Below are 21,305 nucleotides of genomic sequence, written 5' to 3' on the forward strand. Positions count from 1 at the left end.
GCTACTGTGAGCGCAGCGCCTCCAACGGCCCCACGCGCGCCGCTCGTCGCGCCGGCAGATAGCTCGCGACGACCGCCGTCGCCACGAGCACCACGATCGCGACGCCGAGCGACGGCAGATCCAGCGGTCCGACCCCGAAGAGCTGCGCTCGGATGAGCCGGGTCGCCGCGAGCCCCGCCGGCACACCGATGACGACGCCGAGAACGGTGACGCGCAGCGCCTCGCCGAGCACCATCCTCGTCACGTCGCCCGGCGCCGCGCCGAGCGCCTCGCGCAATCCGAACTCGCCCGTGCGCTGGCTGGTCGAATACGCCGTGACCCCGTACAGCCCGAGTGCCGCGAGCACCAGCGCGACGACGGAGAAGCACGTCGTCACGCGCACGAGCAGCACGTCCTTGGACACCGTCCCGCGCACGAGATCGTTCACCGGATCGACGAAGATCGGCAGGGTGCCGTCGACGTCCTCGATCGCGCGACGGATCGGGAGCGCGAGGCGCGCAGGATCGCCGCGCACGTGCACCGCGAGCTTCGCCTGCCCCGTCTCGCCCGCGTTCGGATCGCTGAAGACGACGTACATCTCGCGAGGCGGCGTGCGGCGCACGTCGCGGCTCCGAAAGTCCCGCACGACGCCAACGATGGTATGTGGGACGCCGTCGATCGTGACCGTGGCGCCGAGCGGATCGCGAGCACCGAAGTATCGCTTCGCCATCGTCTCGTTGATCACGGTGGCGGGTGGGCCCCCTCCGAGATCGCGCGGCTCGATGTCGCGGCCGCGAATCAGCCGCGCGCCGATCGCATGGAGGAAGCTCGGGCCGACGCGATCGAGCGAGACGAGGCGCTCCGAATCCGCCTGTGGAACGAAGCCCGACACGTCGACGTGATAGCCGGACGCGCCGCCGCTGAACAATCCGTGATCGGCGAACGCGACCGCATCCACGCCGGGCACCCGGCCGACGCTCTCCGCGAGGTCGCGGCGGAGCTGCGCCAGGCGCGCCCCCACGTACGGCGAGCGCGCCGTTCGCACACGCACGGCGACGACGTGATCGCGATCGACGCCGATGTCGCTGTGCAGGAGCTGCTGCATGCTGCGCACGAGCAGGCCGCCGCCGATGAGCAGCAGCATCGACAACGCGATCTGCGCCACGACGAGCCCGCGCCCGAACGGCACGCTCACTCGCTGGCCGACGCGTGCCGCGCCCGTGAGGCTGCGTCCCTGCGACCGCAGCGACGTCGCGAGGTCGACGCGCGTCGCACGGAGCGCGGGCAGGAGGCCGAAGAGCAACACGCACGCGAGCGTCGTCGTCGCCGTGAAGGCGAGCACGCGCGCGTTGGGCGTCGTGTCGACGACGACCGGATTCGCGGCGCTGCTCACGCTCGCGAGCAGCACCCGGCTACCCCACGCCGCGGCGAACAGCCCGAGCACGCTCGACACGATCGCGAGCACGGCACCCTCGACCAGCATCTGCTGGATCAACCGTCCGCGGCCGCCGCCAAGCGTCATGCGCAGCGTCATCTCGCGGTTGCGGCCGACGATGCGCGCGAGCATCAGGCTCGACACGTTCGCGCAGACGACGAGAATGACGAGGCCGACCGCCGCCATCAGCACCCACAGCGCCTTGCCGTACTCGGCGCGCCGCTCGGAGAAGCCGAGCGCGCCCGACACGACGTGGATCGGCGTGTCCTTCAGGCCCTGCTCGAACTCCGCGAGGTCGCGACCAGCGAGATGCTCGCGAATCGCGTTCGCCTCGATCGCGCCGATCCGCTGACGTGCCGTCTCGAGCGTGACGCCCGGTCTGAGGCGCCCCATCATCACGACCCACGACCAGCCGCGGTCGTCCAGCAGATTCATCTTCGGCTGGATCACGGGATCCATCATCATCGGCAGCCAGAAGTCCTGCGGCTGGCCGACGATGTCGCCGTCGAATCCCGGCGGCGTGACGCCGACGATCGTCACGGCGACGTCGTTCACGCGCATCACGCTGCCGATCGCGGAGCGCAACCCCGAGAAGCGGCGCTGCCAGTAGTCGTACGCGAGGACGGCGACGGGATCCTGGCCCGGCGTCTCGTCCTCGGCCGCGGTGAACGTGCGCCCGGCGTAGGCGCGCACGCCGAGCACGGAGAAGAAGTTGCCGGTCACGAATCGCGCGTGCGGCTGCTCCGCCGTCGTGCCGGTGCCCGACCCGATCTGCACGTCGATCGGGCCCGACCATCCGCTCGCGTACATGTCGGTGAACACCGTGTTGCGGGCGCGCACGTCCTCATAGAGCGGGAACGACACGTAGTCGGTGAGTGGCGAGCCGACGTTGTTCGTGTTCACCGCCGCGGGGTCGCTCACGATCACGAGCTGCTCGGGATGCGGCACCGGAAGCGGGCGCAGCACGAGCGCGTCGACGAGGGTGAAGATCGCCGTGTTCGCGCCGATGCCGAGGGCGAGCGTGGCGACGACCGTCAGCGTGAACGCGGGACGGGACCTCAGCGCACGGATGGCGTGGCGCAGGTCGCGCAGGATGGACTCGAGCGGCACGGTGCCGCGCATCCGGCGGCTCGCCTCCTTCACGCGGCCCGGGTGCCCGAACTCGGCGCGCGCGCGGCGTCGCGCTTCGTCGCGCGGGAGCCCCGCGCGCTCGTGGCGCTCGGCCTCGCGATCGAGGTGGAAGCGCAGCTCCGCGTCCAGCTCCCGCTCCAGCACGTCGCGATCGAACAGCGCGCGCAGTCGGTAGCGCACGTCGCTCCAGATCTCGCTCCAGAACTCTCCCGGCATCGGCGCGTCCCTCGCTGTGCACCCGCCCGCACGATGGGCTGCTTCTTGTAGAAGCGCAAGGGGAGAGCCGGAACATTCGTCGTGCCGGCGGGAACCATCCGTTAGGCGCGCGACGCCGTCGCGAGGTAGAGCGTGTGCGTCGGACCGCCGGCGTCGTGCGCGCGCACGCGCACCGAGCGGACCTCCAGGCCGGCGCGGCGCAGCACCGCGGCGAAGCGCGGGTCGTCGCTCGCCGACCAGTAGGCGAGCGTCCCGCCGGGCCGCAGCGCGGCGACGGCGGCCGCCACGCCGGGCGCCGCGTACAGCCGCGCGTTCGTCGCCGTCGACATCGCCTCGGCGCCGTTGTCGATGTCGAGCAGGATCGCGTCGAACGCCGCCCGATGCGCGCGGATGACGTTCGCCACGTCGTCATGCACGACGCGCGTGCGCGGGTCGCGCATCGCCGGCGCGGAGAGGTCGTACGCGGGATCCGCGTTCCACGCGATCACCTCGGCCAGCAGCTCCGCGACGAGCACCTCGGCGTCGTCGCGGAGCACGCGGAGCGCGGCCTTCAGCGTGAAGCCGAGCCCGAGCCCGCCGATGAGCACGCGCGCTTGTGCAACGTCGCGGAGCGGGGCGCACGCGAGCTCGGCGAGCCGGTCCTCGGAATGGTGCCGCCGGGTCGACATCAGCTCGACGCCGGCCGCGCGGAGGAGGTACGCGCCGTCGTGGCGATAGAGCACGATCTCGGTGCCGTCCGGCGTCCGCGCCGCGGCGAGGCGCTCCGTGCGCTTCATCGGGCTCGCCTAACGCCCCAGCAGGGCGTCGAGCAGCCCCGGGCGGAAGGCGTGCTGCACCGGGTCGAACACGCCGAAGCCCGCGGCGAGCTCCCAGTACGCCCACGGCATGCCGCGCGCTTCCATCGCGTCGCGCATCGTGCGCGTGAACGTGACGCGCGACGCGTCGTCGGCCTTGCCGTACGCGCCGAACTCGCCGACGAAGACCGGGTAGCGCGTCGCCACCGACCACGCGCGCGCGACGTCGAGCGGCGCGGTCATCTCCGCGCGCTGCGCCGCGCTGCAGCACGTGACCCCGACCGGCGGTGTCGGCGTGACCCACTCCGCGCCCTGATGCGTGAAGCCGAACGGCGCGTAGTCGTGTACCGTCCCTATGAGGTTCGCGTCGTTCGGCAGCCGCAGCAGGTGCAGGTCGCTCGCCGCATTCCAGCTCGTCGGCCCGATCATGACGACGCGGCCGGGGTTCGTCCGGCGCACGGCGCCTAACGCGCGGGCGGCGAGCACGTTCCACGGCTCGCCGTTCAGCCGCCCGTGCGGCTCGTTGTACAGCTCGAACACCAGCCGCGCCCCGCGCCCCTGAAACCGCGCGGCGATCTGCTCCCACAGCGCCAGGAAGCGGACGTCGACCACCGCGTCGGCCACCGGCGCCTCGCCGGCGTCCAGCGGGTCGCCGTCGAGCTGGCGGTAGTGGTGCACGTTCAGCACGACCACGAGCCCCTTCGCGAGCAGCTCGTCGACGATCGACTCGACGCGCGCGAGGAACGCGGGCTCGATCGTGAACGGCGCGGCGGCGAGCGCGTGGCTGCTCCAGCGGACCGGCAGCCGCACGGACGTGAACCCGGCCGCCGCGGCGCGGTCGATGAACTCGTCCGTCACCGTGAGGCCCCACGCGCCCTCGGTGGGCGCCTCGAGCATGTTGCCGAAGTTCACGCCGCGGCCGAGCGCCGTCGCGATCTCGGCGGCGGCGGCGGACGCGCCGGGTGCCGCGCCGCTCGCCACCGGCGGATAGTCGTCGACGCCGACGACGGTCGGCGGCGCGGGCGCCGTGGTGGCGCGGTGGCCGCCGCACGCCGCGGCGACCAGCATCGTGAGAGCCGCTCGGCGCACGCTCGTCACCGCGCTGCTCGGATGCGAATCGCCTGCCCGCCGCCGGGCGCGAGCACCATGCGCAGCCGCGTCGCCGACGTGACCGCGCGCGTCGTGATCGCGACCGTCGTGTCCCAGTCCACCGGCACGTCGCGGATGAACGCGAACGCCGGCTGTCGTCGATCGCGAAGTCGCCTAACGCGGGCTGCGCGGGCAGCTCGGATCGGAAGCCGACGCCGTCGTCGACCGCGCGGAACACGACCGCGAACGTGCGCCGCGCGCGTGGTGTCGACGAGCACGAGGCCCCGGTCGAGCGGCGGCGCGCCGCGGAACGCGAAGCCGAGGCGCGACGGCAGCAGCAGCGCACGCCCGTCGCGGTCGAGCGCGTAGCGCGGCGCGCCGAGCGAGTCGAGCGTCGCGCGGACGACGATGCGGCCGTCGGGTGACGTGACGCTCGCGGCGGGCGCCTGGGCCGCGAGCGGGCCGGCCCCGGCCAGCAGGACCGCGGCGAGCCGCGCAGCGACGGAGGGACGGAACACGGCGAGGAGGGGGCTCAGGACACGACCGATCGGGCAGCGGAAGCCCGGCGCGCCTCAGTGTAGCACCTCCGCGGCCGGCGGTCGACACCGGACGCGCCTAACGACGGAGCGGACGCGCACCGCGCGCTCGCGGCGAGCGCCGGCTCTGTCGTTAGGCGGGGCGACTCGCGGCCGGCGCTCAGACGGCCCGACGCCGCCGCGCCGCCGCGCCGGCGACGCCGACGAGACCCGTGCCGGGCAGCGCCCAGGTGCCCGGCTCCGGCGTCGTCGCGACGGGGGTCGTGGGGCCGAAGTCCATCTGGAACGCGATGTCCCGATCCGGCGTCTGGAACCACGTCGTCGTCAGGTTCGCGAAGTTCGGATCGTCGGCGTTCACGCGAATGCCCGGCACGTAGGCGTCCGACACCGTCGTGCCGCGCTGGGCGATTACGCGTCGGCCAGGAAGTTGTACTCGGCGGGCCATGCGGAGATGGCCTGCGCGCGGGCGTTCCCCACCGCGCGTCGCCGTGCTGGACGCGGCGCTTACAGCGCGTCGCGCCCCTCCGGCCTCCCACCCCGCGTAAGCACGCGCGCAAGCGGTGGCCCGTAGCGTCCCGGCGTGCTCACCGCCGATGTCGCCGAGCGACCACTCGCCACCCAGCCGACTCCCATGCGCCCGTTCACGCTCCGCCACCATCTCGCGCGTCCCGCGCGCGCCCTCGCCACCGTCGCGGTCCTCGCCGCGTGCGCCGCCGCCGATACCGCCGATGGCGGCACACCGACCGAGCCGACCCCGCCGGGCTCGGGGCAGCAGAACCCGTCCGCCGGGTTCGTGACGGGCACCGTCGTCGACGCGGCGGGACGGCCGCTCGCCGGCGTGCAGGTGTTCGCCGACAACACGCTGTTCTACAACACGAACGCGATCGGCGTGACCGACGCGCAGGGCCGGTACCGCATCGACGTGCGGCAGCCGATCGGCACGTGGCACATGACGGCCCAGCTCACGCGCACGTTCGCGGGGCGCTCGTACCGCTTCTACCTGCACCCGGACGTCGACACACCGTTCCCCGGCGTCGACGGCGCCGTGCGCAACTTCGACTGGCGGCTGAGCGGCCAGACGGCCGACGGGGGGTTCTTCGGCGGACCGGTGTACACGCACGTCGACCCGCGCGGGTGGATGGCCGACGCCGAGGTGGACATCGAGGACATCGAGCTGACGTTCACGCCGGTCGGTCCGCTCGTCGACGGCAGCACGGGCGCGGTGCACACGATCCGGCTCGGCGGCCCGGCGGCGGACAAGTACGTGCCGATCGGCAAGTACCGCGTGACGGCGCGCTGGGCGCCGGCGGGCCGGCCGCCGCGCGACGCCGTGCTGCGGCTGACGAACGCCGACGCCGCCTACGCCGCGCAGCTGGAGGTGCTCTGGCCGACCGACGGCTCCGGCTCCATCAGGATGCTCGAGCTCGACGTGTCGGCGCCGTGATGGCGGTGAGGCGGCGCTGATCGGGCGGCGCTGGCGCTTCGGCGCTGGCACGGCGGCGCTGATACCACGCGTTATCAGCGCCGCCGTTCCAGCGCCGCCCCATCAGCGCCCGACGTTTCAGCGCCGCCGCATCAGCCCCGACGCATCAGTCTCCACCGGCCCGAGCCAGCTCGGCCGGAGCCCGCCGAGGTCCAGCACCAGCCTGTCGACGACGACGCCCGGATCGACCATGTAGAGCTTCAGCACGTGCGCGCCGGCGTTAGGCACCTCGAGCGTCACCGCGCCGGAGATCGTGTTGTCGAGCACCCCGCGGGCCCACGCGCGCGAATCGACCGAGGCGTCGACGACGAGCGGCTGCGGCGGCGCATCGTCCAGCCCCACCGCGAGCCGCAGCCCACGGCCATCCACGATCGGGAACGTGGGCACGAGCTGCACGGTGAGCGTCGCGGTGCCCGCGGTGCGCACGTCCATGCGGTACTCGAGCCGCGGCGCCGCCGTCGCCGCCGCGCCCGGCTCGACGCTCGGCGCCGTCGTCGGGAACACCGCGACCGAGCTTCCGGTGCGGCCGAGTCCCGGGACCACGCGCCATCCGACCACGCCGCGGTCGACGCGCGCGGTGTAGTGCTCGGCCTCGATCGACACCACGCGGCCGCGCTCGGAGAACGTGCCGTTAGGCACGCCGTCCGACGCCGCGTCGTCGGGGGCGCGCGGCGCGCGCAGCATCGCCTGGTAGCGCGCGGGAAGCGTGGTGTCCGCCGCGGCGAGACTCGCCGCCGGCAGCGGGAGCGGCGCGATGCGCATCGTCCGCCACTGGTTGTCGGGCGGCTCCAGCGCGACCATGCCGCGCCACTTCCCGCCCGCGACCTCCTCGTTGTAGTGGCGCGTCAGCTCCACGAGCCGCGCGTCGGCGGCGCGCGCTCGTGCGGCGAACACGCCGGCGACATCCGTGTCGCGGTCGTGCGTCGCGTCGGCGCGCTGCTGCGCGTACAGCTCGGCGTAGAAGTAGCGCGCGTTCGCGAGCGCGGCGCCGCGCACCGGGTACGCCACGAGCTCGAAGAACGCGTCGCGCAGCCGCGCGGGGATCGTCCGCTCGACGACCGTCAGGCGCCTCACGAGCGCGTCGTACGCGGCGAGCCGGTCCCAGACTTCCGCCTCGGTGAGCGGCGAGACGAGGTCGCGGTTGCTGCGCACGCCGTCGCCGGGGAGCCACCACTGCAGGTGCTCGGGCCGTCGCTGGTACGCGAGCCGGAAGTGCTCGGCGAGGATGCCGGCGATCTCCGGCGCGTTGGGCGCGCCGAACTGCGCCACGGCCCAGTCGCCGAGGTACGTCGCGATGGTCTCGCGCGTCCAGCGGCGCGCGTCCCACGCCATCTGCAGGAACAGGTCGATGCCGATCTCCGCGGGCTTGAGGTCGCCCACGTTCGCGATCCACTCCGTGCGAGCGCCGTGGTCGTACGCCTTCGACATCTCCTCCCACACGAGCGCCGGCGGCGTCGTGTAGAGCCACAGATACGAGAGCGGCGCGCCGAGGTACGAGAGGTGGTAGTACACGCCGGAGCCGCCCGTGCGCCGCTGCTCGTCGGGCGTCGGGAACGCGCGCACGTAGCCGAAGTTGTCGTCCGGCCAGACGATGGTGACGTCGTCGGGCACCTTCAGGCCGGCGCGATAGACGGGGAGCACTTCCTTGTACGGCGTGAACGCCTGCGCGACGCGCGTCACGTCCGGGTTCACGTGCTTCGCGAGCAGCGCACGCTGGTCGGCGAAGATCCGCTCCAGCAGCGCGACCTGCCCCGCCGTCGTCGACGCGCCGCGGATGCCGGAGTCGTGGATGCCGCGCATACCCAACGTGTAGACGTTCTCGAACTTCCCGTTCGCCGCGACGCGCTCCTCCCAGTACTTCGCCACGCCGGCCGGATTCCGGCTGTAGTCGTAGTCCGCCGCGGGCGCGGTCCACTCGCCGACGTTGTTGCGCAGCATCGGCTCGGCGTGCGACGAGCCCATGACGATCGCGAAGCTGTCGGCGACGAGCCGGTTCCGCGGATCGAGGTTGAACGCCTTCGTGGACGGGTGCATCGCGGGCCACAGCATGTTCGCCTTCAGGCGCAGCAGCAGCTCGAACACCCGCGCGTACGTCTTCGGACCGACGTCGCCCGTCTCCGGCTCGAACGTGCGCGCGGCCCACGGCTGGAGTCCCCAGTCCTCGTCGTTCAGGAAGATGCCGCGGTACTTCACCGACGGTGGGCCCATCGTCACCGCGCCGGCGCGCACGAACAGCGCGTCGCGGTGCGCCGGCGCGACGTCGGACCACCATACCCACGGCGAGACGCCGATCTGCCGCGACAGCTCGAGCACGCCGAACGCGGTGCCGCGCCGGTCGCTCCCCGCGACGACCACGGCGCGCGGCACCCCAGGCGCCGCGTCGGCGACGATGGTGACGACGAACGACTCCCACTGCCCGCGTACGCCGCGCACGTCGAGCTTCCCGGCCGCGACGAGCGCGTCGACGAGCCGGCTGTGGCCCAACGTGCCGACGATCACGGCCGCTCCCGTTAGGCGCGCGTCGCCCCGCGCCACGACCGGGCGCACGCCGGCGACGCGCGCGACGTCGTCCGCGAACAGATGCGCGGCGACGCCGACCACCGCCGCGTCCGCGGGATCGTACCACACCGCAGCGGCGCGCCCGCCGCGCACGAGCGCGACGTCGGTCGCGCCGCCGGTCGTCGCGACGATCGGCGGCGCCTGCGCGACGGCCGTGTGGGACGACCCCGCGGCGCACGCGAGCACGTACGCCGCGCGGACGGCCGCGCGCCCGACGGGTCCGATCGGTGTCGGCAGCGGTCTCGGTCTCGGTGTCGGTGTCACCCGTGCATGATAGCGCGACGCCCCTACGCGGCGACCTTCACGCCGATCAGCTCGACCGGCTCGATCGACGGCGGCACCGCGAACAGCTCGGGCGCCTGCGCCATCAGCGCCGACGCGATGGGGCCGTTCAGGTGCGCCTGTCGCCCCGCCTCGTCGGTGAACGCGTCGAACACGCCGTAGGTCGTCGGGCCGAGCTTCAGGGCGAACCACAACCGCGTCCTCTCCTCCTGGTTCGCGAGCTGGAGCCCGGTCTCGAGAAAGCGCTCGACGTCGCGCTCCTTCCCCGGCTTCGCTTCCAGTCGAACCAACAGCGCGAGCTTCAGCATGGTCGTCTCCTCGTATCGCGTGTGTGCCACGGGTCGGATCGATCCGTGGGTCGGAGACAATGGTACGCCGCCGCGGCGTCCGGGCCTATTGTCGGAAACGACATCTATGGTACCATTTACGCCATGGACATCGCGATCCTCGCCCTCAACGACGTGTTCGACACCGGGCTGTCGACGATCATCGACGCGTTCGCCACCGCGAACGAGCTGGCCGAGGCGACCGGCCTGACGTCGCTGCGCTTCGACGTCACCATCGTCGGCGTTCGCCGATCGGTGAAGTCGGCGCAGGGACTCACCGTCCCCGTGCAGGCCGTGCGACGCAAGACCCCCGACTGCGCCATCGTGCCGGCGATCGGCTTCAAGATGCCGGAGGCGCTCGGCGCCGCGCTGCTGCGGTCGGAGATCCGCGACGCGACGCGGCAGCTGCAGCGATGGGCGCGCGGCGGAGCGACGATGGCCGCCGCGTGCATCGGCACGTTCGTCATGGCGGAGGCGGGACTGCTCGACGACCACGACGCGACCACCACGTGGTGGCTGGCGCCGTTCTTCCGGCAGCGCTACCCCGCCGTGCGGCTCGACGAGACGCGGATGATCGTCCGCTCGGATCGCGTCGTCACGGCCGGCGCCGCGCTCAGCCACATGGACCTGGCGCTGTGGCTGATCCGACAGCGGAGCCCCGAGCTGGCCACCCTCACCGCGAAGTACCTCGTCGTCGATTCCCGGCCGTCGCAGGCGGCGTACGTCCTCACCGACCATCTCGTGCACGCCGATCCACTCGTCGAGCGGTTCGAGCGATGGGCCCGCGGCCGGCTCGCGAAGGGGTTCTCGCTCGACGAGGCGGCGAAGTCGGTCGGCGCCAGCAAGCGAACGCTGGGACGTCGGATCCAGCAGGTCCTCGGACGATCGCCGATCTCGTACTTCCAGGACGTCCGCGTCGAGCGCGCCGTCCATCTGCTCCGCACGACCGACCGCAGCGTCGAGAGCATCGCGTCGCAAGTCGGATACGCCGACGGCGTCACGCTGCGCACGCTGCTGCGTCGCCGGCTCGGCAAGGGGATCAAGGAGCTGCGGCGGCTGGACCAGTGAGACCGGTGACGCGTCGTGCCGTTCGTGGCGGCCGATCGTCCTCGCCACGGATCGCCCCGCGTCTCCCGCCGCCGCCGTGCCGTGCTCCCGTCGTTCGCCATCGCCGCCGCCGTCCTCCTGGCGACCTCCCTGCTCCCGACCCGCGCGGGAGACGAGCTGCTCCCGCACGCCGCGCCCGCCGACGTCGGGATGTCGGCGGACCGGCTCGCGGTGATCGATCGCGTCGTGCAGCGCGCGATCGACGCCGGCGGATTTCCGGGCGCCGCGGTCGTCGTCGGCCGCCACGGCGCCATCGTGTGGGAGCGCGGCTACGGCGCGCTCGGCGGCGGCTCGAGCGCGGCGGTCGACCCGGAGCGCACGCTGTTCGATCTCGCGTCGCTCACGAAGGTCGTCGCGACGAGCGCCGCGGCGATGGTGCTCGTCGACGAGGGACGGCTCGGGCTCGACGACCCGGTCGGCCGCTACCTGCCGGAGTTTCGCGCCGGCGCGAAGGGCCGCGTGACGATCCGCCACCTGCTTCGCCATCGCTCCGGGCTGCCCGCCGGCCGCACGCTCGCGTCGAGCGCCGCCGAGTCGCGGCGGCTCGTGTTAGGCACCGCGCTGGAGGCCGCGCCGGGCGAGCGCTACGAGTACTCCGACCTCGGCCCGATCGTGCTCGGCTTCGTCATCGAGCGCATCACCGGCGAGCCGCTCGATCGGTTCGTGCAGCACGCCGTCTACGCGCGGCTCGGCATGCAGTCCACGACGTTCCGACCGGCGCGCGCGCTCGCGCCGCGCATCGCCGCGACCGAGCCCGGCGTCCCGCGCGGCGAGGTGCACGACCGCGCGTCGCACGCGCTCGGCGGCGTCGCCGGCCACGCGGGGCTGTTCGGCACCGCGGGCGACCTCGCGATCTTCGCGCAGTTCATGCTCGACCGCGGCAGCCGACACGGCGTCCGCCTCGTGCGCGACAGCACCGTCGCGGCGTTCACGCGGCGCGGCGCCGAGGATCGGCAGGCGCTCGGTTGGGAGACGTGCGCCGGCGGCGGGAGCTGCGGCCAGCGCCTGTCACGGACCGCGTTCGGGCACACCGGCTTCACCGGCACGTCGCTGTGGGTCGACCCGGAGCGCGACCTGTTCGTGATCGTGCTGACGAACTGGATCGCGGGCCGGCCCGGTGGCGGTGTCGCGCCGGTGGCGGTGCTGCACGACGTGCGCGCCGACGTCGCCGATCTCGCCGCGCTGGCCGTCGTCGACGGCGCGCCCGCGCCGATGCCCGATCGGATGCGGAGCGACGCGCGCATCGGTTGGTGATGCGTCAGGCATGGCGTTAGGCATGGCGCCAGGCGCGGCGTCCGTCTGCCGCGTCAGCACGATGTGCACCGGTGTCGTGTCCATCCGCGCGTCGACGTGCAGCGCGGTGACCCGCGAGCCGGTGCGCACGAACGTCAGCCGCTTGTCCCAGAAGCGGAACACGTCGCCGTCCGCGGTGCGGCCCACGTACGTCAGGCGGCCCTCGGGGTCGTCCGGCCCGGTGAGCGGCCCGCGCATGGCGAGCCGCCCGCGCGCGTCTGCGAGCACGCGCACGTCGAGCGGCGCGCGCCCCATCGGGCCCCAGCCGGAGTAGGTGCCCACGTACGCCGCGGTCGCCCCCGTGAACAGCGGCGGCGGCGCGGTGCCGAGCCGCTCGGCGAGCCACTGCTGGTGGTCCTCGCCCGACGCCGGCGGGAGCGCATGCCCGGCCGCGTACCAGATCGAATCGCGCGTCGCGGCCGGCGCCGCGCGCCAGAGCGCGAGCGCGTGCTCCGGCGGCACGAACGTGTCCTCCCGGCCCCAGAGGAACAGCAGCCGCGCCGGCGCCGCGCGTCCGACGAACCGGAGCGCCGCGACCGGCGCCATCGCGTCGTTCCACGCGCGCCACTGTGCCTCCGACATCCCGGGCGGCGCGGGGCGGCGGCGTCCCGCGAGATCGGTGAAGTGCTCCGCGGGCCCGCCGTCGGCCACGGCGAGGACGTACGCCGTGAGGCGCCGCTCCACGCCGGCGAGCAGCGCGCCCATGGTGCCGCCATAGCTGATGCCCACCGCGCCCAGGCGCGCCGGGTCGACGTCGGGACGCGCGGCGAGCACGTCGACCGCGCGCTGGAGGTCGACGACGTACTGCACCACGTCGGCGCTGTCCTGCGGCGTGAAGCTGAGCGGGCGGCCGGGATCGCGGCGCGCGAACGGCGCGTCGATCGTGAGCACGACGGCACCGGTGCGCGCGACGGGCTCGGAGACGAAACCCATCCCCGCCGCGTCGCCGGGCGCGCCGTGCAGCACGACGACGCCCGCGTAGCGCCCGCCGGCGCCGCGCGCGGCCAGCGTCGGCACGTACAGCCACCCGGTCGCGCGCCCACCCTTCGGGCTCGCGAAGCTCACGCGATGGATCACGAGCGAGTCGGTGGTGCGCGCCACCGAGTCGCGGAGGTCGAGCGGCGCGCTCCGGTCGTACGCGAACAGCGCCGCCGGCGCCGGCTGCGCCGACGCGCTCGCGACGGAGAGAGCCGTTAGGCAGACGAGCCTGCGCGATGAGCGAATCATGTCGTGTCCCCTGGCGAAGGAGGCTGGAGCCGGTCGACGCGCGCCGCGTAGCAGCCCGGCTTCGCGTTGTGGAGGTGCAGGTACGCGACGCGCGGATCGTCGAAGAACCGGTCGATGAGGGGCGCGAGATCGTTGCCGTCGACGACCTCGGCGCCGAGCATCATCGCCGTGTCGTCGAACGCGCGCACCGACAGCAGGCGGCGCCGCAGCACGTCCGGCACCTCGCCGACGGCGGGCCTCGCTTCCGCGGCGCCGGCGCGCACGTAGATCGCGTGGCCCGCGCGGTACGGGCTATCGGCCGGCTGATGCTCGTAGTGCACGAGCAGCACGGTCTCCCCTGGCTCGGCGTCGCGCAGACTCACGCGGCAGGGAAACCCGGGCGTTCGATCGACGACGCGGCGCACGGCGCGACGCGCGCGAAGCTCCTCGTCCGAGAGGGCGAACAGTGGGGCGAACGGCTCGAATGGGAGGGCACGGATCTGAAACGGCACGTGGAGGTCCTCGGTTTCCGGTGGCGTGTGTCGGGCCTGCACGGTGCGCCGCGGCGTGAAGCCGCGCTTCCCGCGCCTTGCGCGCGAAGTTCGCGTAGCGTCACGCGCTACCGGCTTCCCGCGAGCAGCTGCCGGATCGCCCCCGAGCGGGCCGCTGCCGCCGGCGTGACGAAGTCGACGCGGGCGTGCTCGGGATGCGCCAGCACCACCTTGCCGATCCGCTCCGCGCTCGCCGCGCGCCGGTGTGCGGCGGCGACGTCGTCGAACGTGAAGCGCGCCTCGTCCAGCAGCGGGCACAGGCAGCCGGCATCGACCGTCGCCGCGAGCTCGCGCAGCATCGCACCGTGCCGCTCGCGCCCCTCGCCCGTGAGGAGCGGCAGGAGCGTGGACACGGCGTGCAGCGACAGTCCCTTGCGCAGCATCGGCCCGAGGTCCACGGCGCCGCGGGTCGCGACGGTGACCACCGTTCCGTTAGGCCGCGCGGCGGCGAGCGATTCGGCGAGCGCCGCGCCGCCCGACGCGTCGACGACGAGATCGAAGCCGCGCCCGTCGGTGTACCGCGCGACGTAGCGCGCGGTCGGCTCGTCGCGATGGTTCACCACGTGCGTGGCGCCGAGCTCCCGCGCGACGCGCAGCTTCGCGTCGGACGACGCCGTGGCGGTGACCTCCGCGCCGTCGAGCGCCGCGAGCTGCACCGCGAGGTGTCCGACGCCGCCGGTCGCGCCGTGCACGAGCACCCGGTCGCCGCGTCGCACGCGCGCCTTGCGTCGCAATGCGTCCCACGCCGTGAGCCCGGCGAGCGGCAGCGCCGCGGCCTCGCCGAGCGACAGCGAGTCCGGCTTGCGCGCGACGAGCCGCGCGTCGGCGAGCATGTAGTCGGCGAGCGCGCCGGGCGCGTCGCGCAGGCCGCCCGCGCAGCCATACACCTCGTCGCCGACGTCGACGTTCACCACGTCGTCGGCCGCGGCCACCACCGTGCCGGCGACGTCCATGTGCAGCACCATCGGCGCGGGAGGGGCGAGCACCGCGGCGCGGCCGTCGCGGATCTCGAGGTCCGCGGGGTTCACGCTCGTCGCTGCCACGCGGATCAGCACGTGGCCGCGGCGCACCGTGGGCAGCGGCGCGTCGGTGCGCTCGAATCGCTCCGGCGCGCCGAACTCGCGGAGCGTCCACGCCGACATGCGGCCGGACGAGACGGCGCGCACGTCACTTCCTCCCCGCCAGCAGCCGCTGGATCGCGCCCGACAGCTCCATCCCCGCCGGCGCGTCGTAGTTCGACAGCACGACGACCGTCCAGTCGCCGTCCCACAGCATCTCGACGTCGGCGTCGAGCCCCGTGTCGGGGTTACTCCCGGAGTGGCCGACGACGCGCTGACCGCCGCGGTCGACGTCGAAGAAGCCGTACGCGTAGCGCGCCGGCCCGCCGTCGCCTAACGGAGCGACGCCCTTCGTGACGAGCGCCGTGGTCTCGGGACGCAGCAGCTTCCCGGTCCGCAGCGCCCGCGTGAACCGGAACAGATCCTCGGCCGTGTAGCTGCCCCCGCCGAACGCGGCGAGCATGGGACCGTGCCCGACGTCGCCGAACACGCCGACGTTCGGGCGCCGCGGCTCGACGCCGAGTGGATCCGTCTCGCTGAAGCGCGCGTAGCCGATCGCGCGCCCCGGGCCGCGGCCGACGCCCGCGTGGTCGGTGCGGCGCATCCCGGCGGGCGCCCACACGTGGTCGCGCAGGTAGTCCTCGTAACGCTGCCCGCTCAGCCGCTCGACGATCGCGCCGAGCACCGCGTAGCCGCCGTTGCTGTACTCGAAGCGCGTGCCGGGCGCGAACGCCAGCGGCGCGTCGGCGAACGTCGGCAGCATCTCGGCGTGGGTCCGGAAGTCGTGGCGCGCGGTGAAGCGCGGCGCGAGGAACACGTCGGGGACGCCGGCGGTGTGCGTGAGCAGGTCGCGCACGACGATGCGGCGCGCCGCGTCGCGGTTCGGGTACTCGGGGAGCACGTTCGCGAGCGTGTCGTCGAAGCGCAGCTTCCCCTGCTCCACGAGCTGCGCGACGGCGACGCCGGTGAACATCTTGCCGACCGACGTCGTGCCGAAGCGCGTGTCGCGCGTGTTAGGCACCGCGTGCTCGCGGTCCGCCATGCCGACCGCCTCGTGCACGACGACGCTGTCCCCCTTCGCGACGAGCACGACGCCCGAGAAGCGGTCGGCCGCGGCGGCCTGCCGCACGCGGTCGCGGATCGCGCCGGAGAGCTCGGCGAGCGTCGTGAGCCCCGTCGGCCACGGCGCGGGCGGCTTCGTCGGGTCGTCGAGGGCGATCGTCATCGCGCTCTCGATGCGGTCGGCCGCCGGCGTCGCCGTCACGAGCTCGATGCCGAGCCACCGCTCGCCGCGGTGCGCGCGGGTGAGGATGCGCAGCGTGCGGTCGTCGGGCATCGCGTGCGCCCGCATCACGTCGAGCCCATCGCTCTCCGCGTGCACCTTCATGAGCGTGCGCGCGAACCACGCCGGCGTGCGCCCGCGGTCGAGCTGCGTGACGCCGCCGCGCGCGAAGAACGCGTCGATCGCGGTCGAGTCGCCCCGATTCACCAGCTCGATGAGCTCGCGCCCGAGCCGGCCGAGGGGCGTGTCGGGGAACGTGGGCGGCGCGGGCGTGGGCGCGTCCGCGGGACCGGTCGCCTGCGCCACGAGCGGCGCGCGGGCGGCGACCAGCATGAGGAAGATCATCGCGGCGAGGAGGCGTCGCATGGGCTATGGTTCCGTGGTCCGATGGTGTGTGAGATCGAGCCGTCACTCTCACAACACCGGCCGGCGCGGTTCTGCTTGAACGGCATCTTCAGAAACCGTGGCCGACCGCTTCGCGTACGCCGCAGCGTGACCGCCGTGTCTCACGCCGACCCCCCCGCGCTCTCCGACGCCGTCGTCGCCATCACCGGCAGCCACGTCGCCACGGACCGCTCCGCGCGGCTCGAGCGACTGTATCGCGCGCACGCCGCGCGCGTGTTCGGCGTCTGCCTGCGCATGAGCGGCGACCGCGTGCGCGCGACGGAGCTGGCGCAGGACGTGTTCGTGCGCGCATGGGAGAAGCTCGACCTGCTGCGCGACGAGACCGAGGCCGGCGCGTGGCTCGCGCGCCTCGCGACGAACGTCGTGCTCAACGCGCGGCGCGGCGAGCGGCGGCGGTGGGCGCGCGTCGAGCCGGTGGAGGATCTCGCGCCGCTCGCGCCGGTGAGCGCGCACACGCCGGCGGCGGTGCGGCGGATGGATCTCGACGCCGCGATGCGCCGCCTGCCCGAGCGGGCGCGGATGGTCTACGTGCTGCACGACGTGGAGGGCTACGCGCACGACGAGATCGCGGCGATGATGGGCGTCGCGGCGGGCACGGTGCGCGCGCAGCTGCATCGCGCGCGGCAGCTGATGCGCGAGGCGCTGCGCGCATGACGGCCTCCACAGCCTCGCCGCACCTCGCCGACGAGCGGCTCGACGATCTCGTCGACGGCCTGCTCGACGAGCCGGCGAGCGACGCGGCACGCGCGCATCTCGCGGAGTGCGCGAGCTGCGCCGCGCGTCTCGAGGAGCTGCGCGCGCTGCTCGCGCTCTCCGCGGCGGCGCGCCGCCCCGTGGAGCCGCCGGCGGAGCTGTGGCCGCTCGTCGTCGCGTCCACGGCGGCGCAGCATCGGACGCGGCAGCTGGTGCTGCGCTCGTTGCGTCGCCCGCTCGTGACGTTCGCCGTCGTCCTCGTCGCGCTGTCTTGCGTGACGACGGCATGGGTCGTGACGCGCGTGGCGCACGTGATGGCGAGGGGCGCCGAGGCGCCACCCGTCGTGCCGTTCCTCGACGAGGACGCCACGCTCGACCGCGCCCTCGCGGCGTACGACCACGACGGCGGCCCCATCCCGCGGCCGCGGGTCGCCACGCTGCGCGCTCGCCTCGCCGCGACCGACGCCGCGCTCCGTCACGCGTCGACCGACGAGGCGTTCTACCAGTCGCTCGCGGAGCGCGAGCGCGTGCTGCGCGAGATCCGCGCCGTGTTAGGCAGGGGGCCGCGGCCGCCGCGGCCGCCCGTGCCGCCCTGATCCGACGTCGCCCACACCACGGACATCGAACATGTCGACTCATCGATTCGCGCTCGCGTTGCTGGCCGTCTTGGTTGCCGCGGGCCGTGCGCACGCGCAGCCGCACGTGCAACCTTCGCCCGCGGGCGCGCTCGACACGGCCGCCGTGATCGCGAGCGCGCGGGCGGACATCGACGCCGCGAACGCCGCGTGGATCCCCGGGCTCCGGCAGCGCGACGCGGCGAGGATCGTGGCCGCCTACGCCGACAGCGGCCTGTTCATCGCCGCCGACGGCAGCGTCACGCGCGGGCGCGACGCGGTGGCGCGGATGTACGCGGCCACCTTCCCGCGCCTGCGCGAGATCGTCGACGGTGGGGTGGTGCAGGATGGGCTGACGGTCGCGAGCGCGGACCGTCTCTACGAGTGGGGGCACGCGTGGCTCGCGATGGCTGCGGCGACGCCGGGTGCGCCGCCCACGCGGGGCGGCGGCGCGTACCTCACCGTGTGGCAGCGCGGCGCCGACGGGCACTGGCGCATCGCCCGCAACCTCGCCTGGTAGCCGTTAGGCGCCATGCGCTGCAAACCGTCGCCGCGCGTTCGGTGTCGGAGGGTGCGATTCCCACATCCCATCAACCGAGAGCCCATGTCGAAGACGCTGCTGACCTGGACGGCCACCGCGCTGCTGCTCGCGACGCCGCTGGCGGCGCACGCCGGTCACGCGACGGCCGCGATTGCGCCGCGCGCGCCGCGCGCGCCGCGTGCGCCGCGTGCGCCGCACGATCCCGTCGTCATCCCGCTCCACCACCTCGGCGGCGGGCATCTCCGCACGGTGCGGGTGCGCGTGGGCGACGACACGCTCGACTTCCTGTTCGACACGGGGAACGGCACCACGCTGCTCGCGCGCGACCTCGCCACGCGCGCCGGATGCCGGCCGGGCGGCCACACCGTCGGCTTCCGCATGACCGGCGAGAAGGTCGGCGGCGAGACGTGCGCCGGCGTGCGGCTCGACGTGGCGAGCATCCCCGTCGAGGCCACCGCCGGCGTGGTCGACATGGCCGCGCTGCTCGACATGCCGTCGCCGACCGTGCACGGCGTCGTGTCGCTGCGGGCGTTCGCCGGGCGCGCGGTCACGCTCGACCTCGCGCACGACCAGCTCGTCGTCGAGACGCCGGAGAGCCTCGCCCGGCGCACGCGCGCGATGCGCGAGCTGCCCGCGCGCCTCGCCACGGGCATGAGCGGCGCCGACCTCGATCTGTTCGTCGGCGTCCGCGTCGGCGACGTGCCGCTGTGGCTCGAGTGGGACTCCGGGCATCAGGCGACCACGTTCGTCGCACCGCATGCCGCGCGGCTGCTCGGCATCCCCGACTCCGTGACGCGCGCCGACGCGGCGCTGCCGCTGCTGCCTAACGACACCGTGACGACGCCGGTCGTCGTGAAGGACATCATCTACGACGGCGTCCTGAGCGCGGGATTCCTCGAGCGCGCGGTGTGGACGGTCGACCTCGCGCACGGCCGCGCGTGGGTCGGGCCGGTCGCGCCGATCGCCACGCTGCCGACGGCGAGCGCGCCCGCCCCGACGCCGCCGACCGTGGACCCGGTGGGCACCTACGAGACGTGGGCGAACGTCGGCGGCCGCACGCAGCACGGCATCGTCACCATCGTCCGCGACGGCGGAGTGCTGCGCGGCACCGTGCGCGGCGTGGGCGAGGAGGCCGCGCTGCCGCTGCGCGACGTGACGATGCAGGGGACCGAGCTGCACTACCTGCTGCCGCTGCGCGACCCGACGCCGGCGCGCATCACGTTCGACGGCCTCGCCGGCACCGGCACGTGGGGCGACCCGTCCGGCCGCGGCGGCTCGCTCCGGGTCGTCAAGCGCCGCTGAGTGAGAAACGCGCGCCCATCGCCTCGTGTCGCGTGGAGTGCACCCTTCCACGACAGGAGCTCCGATGCGCGCGCTGCTTGGCCTTCGTTGCGTCGCCGTTCTGCTCCCGGCCATCGCCGGGCCGCTGTTCGCGCAGGATCGAGTGCTGGTGCCCGGCAACCCACCGCTGACCGAGGCGGCGGTGGGGACCGCCGCGCAGCTCTACGAGTGGGCGCTCGACGTTCGACTGAACGAGCCGCAGTACCACGAGTTCGAGCGGCTGCTCGTCGACCGCTGGAAGCAGCCGGGCGGCGCCGCGAGGGCGGAGATCGTCGCGACCGGCGCGCGGTGGGGAGACGTCGCGCGCATGCGCGTCACCGAGCGCGGCGCGATCCAGCCGCGCGTGCAGGACTCGTTGCTCGCGCGACTCCGCGCGGGCGCGCGCGGCGACGACGCGGACCGCTGGCTGCTCGCGCGCTACGCCGAGGGGCACCGGGTGCTCGCCGGCGGCAGCCCGCCGCTCACGCAGGCGCTCGCCGATCGGATGGCCGACTACTGGGAGTGGGTGCTCGACGTGCGCTTCAGCGACCGGGAGCGGTGGGAGCTGCAGCAGCTCGAGGTGTCGATGTGGGGGCAGCGCGACGCCGCGTGGAAGCAGAACTGGGTGACGTTCATCCCGGGCTGGTGGACGACGATGACCAGCCTCGGCCCGGTCGAGCGCACGGTGCTTCGCGTGCAGGCGCGGACGAACGTCCTCGCGGAGATCCGGCAGACCCCTGGGGATCCCTTCGATCGGTGGCGTCTCGCGCGCTACGAGGCCGCCCATCGTCCCGGCGGCGACATGAACCCCGTCCTGGTGGCCGGCGCCGTGCCGCTCACCCAGGACATGGTGACGCAGTACTGCGCGTTCGTCGAATGGCGCCGGCGGCTGCAGCTCACGGGGCTCGGCGCACAGCAGCGGCAGCAGCTGCAGCAGCTCGTCGTCGCCGACTGGAAGTCGGGGGACGCGGCGGCGCGCCAGGCGCTGCTCGCCGACCTCGGGTGGTGGCTCCAGGTCTTCCCCGGGCTGACGGATGCGCAGCGGCAGGACGTGATCTACAAGAACGAGCACACGGGCGCGTACCTCGAGCGGCTGCACCAGTCGCCCGACGCGAACGCCCGCGGCTGGTACCTGTCGCTCGAGGCGCTCACGCTGGAGACGTTCCGCTATCGCGCGGTGATGCAGAACATGTACATCCAGACGTGGCGCTCGATGATCGAGAGCAACCGCGCGACGATGACGCAGATCGCTCGCAACCTGGCCCCGTCGGGCCGATACGAGTACGACGCCCGCACCGGGGCCTACGATCGCTACACACCCTACGTCCCGTAGCGACGTCCGCCTCCTGGCGTTCCACGGCCCCGCGCGCGACTGTGGAACCGGACGTGCTACTGTGTCGGGCCG

At 73.9% G+C, this 21,305-nt stretch carries 18 protein-coding genes and 1 pseudogene; 8 read left to right on the forward strand and 11 right to left on the reverse strand.

Annotated elements, in window-relative coordinates; all coding sequences use genetic code 11:
* Nucleotide 1: 1 nt before the first annotated feature.
* The 5 genes from J421_RS29340 to J421_RS33255 form a co-directional block, all read right to left on the reverse strand.
* A complete protein-coding gene (locus J421_RS29340; RefSeq protein WP_025414694.1) occupies nucleotides 2-2,761 on the reverse strand; it encodes an ABC transporter permease in 2,760 nt (919 codons plus the stop codon).
* Nucleotides 2,762-2,862: 101 nt separating this feature from the next.
* The gene (locus J421_RS29345; RefSeq protein ID WP_025414695.1) at nucleotides 2,863-3,537 is read right to left on the reverse strand and encodes a polyamine aminopropyltransferase; all 675 of its coding nucleotides are present in this window, start codon (nucleotides 3,535-3,537) and stop codon (nucleotides 2,863-2,865) included.
* 9 nt (nucleotides 3,538-3,546) lie between these two features.
* Entirely contained in the window at nucleotides 3,547-4,644 is a 1,098-nt protein-coding gene (locus J421_RS29350) for a glycoside hydrolase family 5 protein (protein WP_148306622.1), read from the reverse strand.
* A 5-nt stretch (nucleotides 4,645-4,649) separates the two neighbouring features.
* Nucleotides 4,650-5,162 (reverse strand): glycoside hydrolase family 97 N-terminal domain-containing protein, encoded by a 513-nt coding sequence (locus J421_RS29355; RefSeq protein ID WP_025414697.1) that lies wholly within the window; start codon nucleotides 5,160-5,162, stop codon nucleotides 4,650-4,652.
* Nucleotides 5,163-5,340: 178 nt separating this feature from the next.
* On the reverse strand, nucleotides 5,341-5,568 hold the full coding sequence (locus J421_RS33255; RefSeq protein WP_025414698.1) for a PEP-CTERM sorting domain-containing protein: 228 nt from the start codon (nucleotides 5,566-5,568) through the stop codon (nucleotides 5,341-5,343).
* A 192-nt stretch (nucleotides 5,569-5,760) separates the two neighbouring features.
* On the opposite strand from J421_RS33255, the gene J421_RS29365 reads away from it, so the two are divergent.
* Nucleotides 5,761-6,624, forward strand: coding sequence for a carboxypeptidase-like regulatory domain-containing protein (locus J421_RS29365; RefSeq protein WP_158508980.1), 864 nt, complete (start codon nucleotides 5,761-5,763; stop codon nucleotides 6,622-6,624).
* A gap of 117 nt (nucleotides 6,625-6,741) precedes the next feature.
* Here J421_RS29365 and J421_RS29370 read toward each other — a convergent pair whose 3' ends face one another.
* Together J421_RS29370 and J421_RS29375 are read right to left on the reverse strand one after the other, a co-directional pair.
* A complete protein-coding gene (locus J421_RS29370) occupies nucleotides 6,742-9,408 on the reverse strand; it encodes a glycosyl hydrolase 115 family protein (protein ID WP_025414700.1) in 2,667 nt (888 codons plus the stop codon).
* Between the two features lie 101 nt (nucleotides 9,409-9,509).
* Nucleotides 9,510-9,812, reverse strand: coding sequence for a putative quinol monooxygenase (locus tag J421_RS29375; protein WP_025414701.1), 303 nt, complete (start codon nucleotides 9,810-9,812; stop codon nucleotides 9,510-9,512).
* Nucleotides 9,813-9,935: 123 nt separating this feature from the next.
* Between J421_RS29375 and J421_RS29380 the strand changes: the two genes are divergently transcribed.
* Together J421_RS29380 and J421_RS34215 are read left to right on the forward strand one after the other, a co-directional pair.
* Nucleotides 9,936-10,898: a GlxA family transcriptional regulator gene (locus J421_RS29380; RefSeq protein ID WP_025414702.1), complete on the forward strand. Its 963-nt coding sequence runs from the start codon at nucleotides 9,936-9,938 to the stop codon at nucleotides 10,896-10,898.
* Nucleotides 10,899-10,979: 81 nt separating this feature from the next.
* A complete protein-coding gene (locus tag J421_RS34215; protein WP_025414703.1) occupies nucleotides 10,980-12,191 on the forward strand; it encodes a serine hydrolase domain-containing protein in 1,212 nt (403 codons plus the stop codon).
* Between the two features lie 525 nt (nucleotides 12,192-12,716).
* On the opposite strand, the pseudogene J421_RS34565 reads toward J421_RS34215, so the two are convergent.
* The 4 genes and pseudogenes from J421_RS34565 to J421_RS29405 all read right to left on the reverse strand — a co-directional run.
* A pseudogene (locus J421_RS34565) lies at nucleotides 12,717-13,457 on the reverse strand (alpha/beta hydrolase); the annotation flags it as partial.
* Complete coding sequence (locus J421_RS29395) at nucleotides 13,454-13,948, reverse strand: DUF1203 domain-containing protein (RefSeq protein WP_025414707.1); 495 nt, start codon at nucleotides 13,946-13,948, stop codon at nucleotides 13,454-13,456. The gene J421_RS29395 and the pseudogene J421_RS34565, both read right to left, overlap by 4 nt.
* Nucleotides 13,949-14,055: 107 nt before the next feature.
* On the reverse strand, nucleotides 14,056-15,153 hold the full coding sequence (locus J421_RS29400; protein WP_312845261.1) for a zinc-binding dehydrogenase: 1,098 nt from the start codon (nucleotides 15,151-15,153) through the stop codon (nucleotides 14,056-14,058).
* A 1-nt stretch (nucleotide 15,154) separates the two neighbouring features.
* On the reverse strand, nucleotides 15,155-16,693 hold the full coding sequence (locus J421_RS29405) for a serine hydrolase domain-containing protein (RefSeq protein WP_025414709.1): 1,539 nt from the start codon (nucleotides 16,691-16,693) through the stop codon (nucleotides 15,155-15,157).
* Between the two features lie 135 nt (nucleotides 16,694-16,828).
* On the opposite strand from J421_RS29405, the gene J421_RS29410 reads away from it, so the two are divergent.
* The 5 genes from J421_RS29410 to J421_RS29430 all read left to right on the forward strand — a co-directional run bounded on the left by J421_RS29410 (nucleotide 16,829) and on the right by J421_RS29430 (nucleotide 21,233).
* Nucleotides 16,829-17,386, forward strand: a complete 558-nt coding sequence (locus J421_RS29410) for an RNA polymerase sigma factor (protein ID WP_158508981.1) — start codon at nucleotides 16,829-16,831, stop codon at nucleotides 17,384-17,386.
* A complete protein-coding gene (locus tag J421_RS29415) occupies nucleotides 17,383-18,021 on the forward strand; it encodes a zf-HC2 domain-containing protein (RefSeq protein WP_025414711.1) in 639 nt (212 codons plus the stop codon). Before J421_RS29410 ends, J421_RS29415 begins: the two co-directional genes overlap by 4 nt.
* 31 nt (nucleotides 18,022-18,052) lie before the next feature.
* On the forward strand, nucleotides 18,053-18,559 hold the full coding sequence (locus J421_RS29420; RefSeq protein ID WP_025414712.1) for a YybH family protein: 507 nt from the start codon (nucleotides 18,053-18,055) through the stop codon (nucleotides 18,557-18,559).
* Nucleotides 18,560-18,643: 84 nt separating this feature from the next.
* Complete coding sequence (locus tag J421_RS29425) at nucleotides 18,644-19,882, forward strand: pepsin/retropepsin-like aspartic protease family protein (RefSeq protein ID WP_025414713.1); 1,239 nt, start codon at nucleotides 18,644-18,646, stop codon at nucleotides 19,880-19,882.
* Nucleotides 19,883-19,946: 64 nt separating this feature from the next.
* Complete coding sequence (locus tag J421_RS29430) at nucleotides 19,947-21,233, forward strand: hypothetical protein (protein ID WP_025414714.1); 1,287 nt, start codon at nucleotides 19,947-19,949, stop codon at nucleotides 21,231-21,233.
* Nucleotides 21,234-21,305: the final 72 nt, after the last annotated feature.

Source organism: Gemmatirosa kalamazoonensis (assembly GCF_000522985.1).
Taxonomy (GTDB): domain Bacteria; phylum Gemmatimonadota; class Gemmatimonadetes; order Gemmatimonadales; family Gemmatimonadaceae; genus Gemmatirosa; species Gemmatirosa kalamazoonensis.

Excerpts from the sequence above, each read along its gene's own strand:
- J421_RS29340 (WP_025414694.1), bottom strand. The coding sequence starts at position 2,761 with ATGCCGGGAGAGTTCTGGAGCGAGATCTGGAGCGACGTGCGCTACCGA.
- J421_RS29380 (WP_025414702.1), top strand. The coding sequence starts at position 9,936 with ATGGACATCGCGATCCTCGCCCTCAACGACGTGTTCGACACCGGGCTG.
- J421_RS29420 (WP_025414712.1), top strand. The coding sequence starts at position 18,053 with ATGTCGACTCATCGATTCGCGCTCGCGTTGCTGGCCGTCTTGGTTGCC.
- J421_RS29345 (WP_025414695.1), bottom strand. The coding sequence starts at position 3,537 with ATGAAGCGCACGGAGCGCCTCGCCGCGGCGCGGACGCCGGACGGCACC.
- J421_RS29415 (WP_025414711.1), top strand. The coding sequence starts at position 17,383 with ATGACGGCCTCCACAGCCTCGCCGCACCTCGCCGACGAGCGGCTCGAC.
- J421_RS29425 (WP_025414713.1), top strand. The coding sequence starts at position 18,644 with ATGTCGAAGACGCTGCTGACCTGGACGGCCACCGCGCTGCTGCTCGCG.
- J421_RS29375 (WP_025414701.1), bottom strand. The coding sequence starts at position 9,812 with ATGCTGAAGCTCGCGCTGTTGGTTCGACTGGAAGCGAAGCCGGGGAAG.
- J421_RS29405 (WP_025414709.1), bottom strand. The coding sequence starts at position 16,693 with ATGCGACGCCTCCTCGCCGCGATGATCTTCCTCATGCTGGTCGCCGCC.
- J421_RS29430 (WP_025414714.1), top strand. The coding sequence starts at position 19,947 with ATGCGCGCGCTGCTTGGCCTTCGTTGCGTCGCCGTTCTGCTCCCGGCC.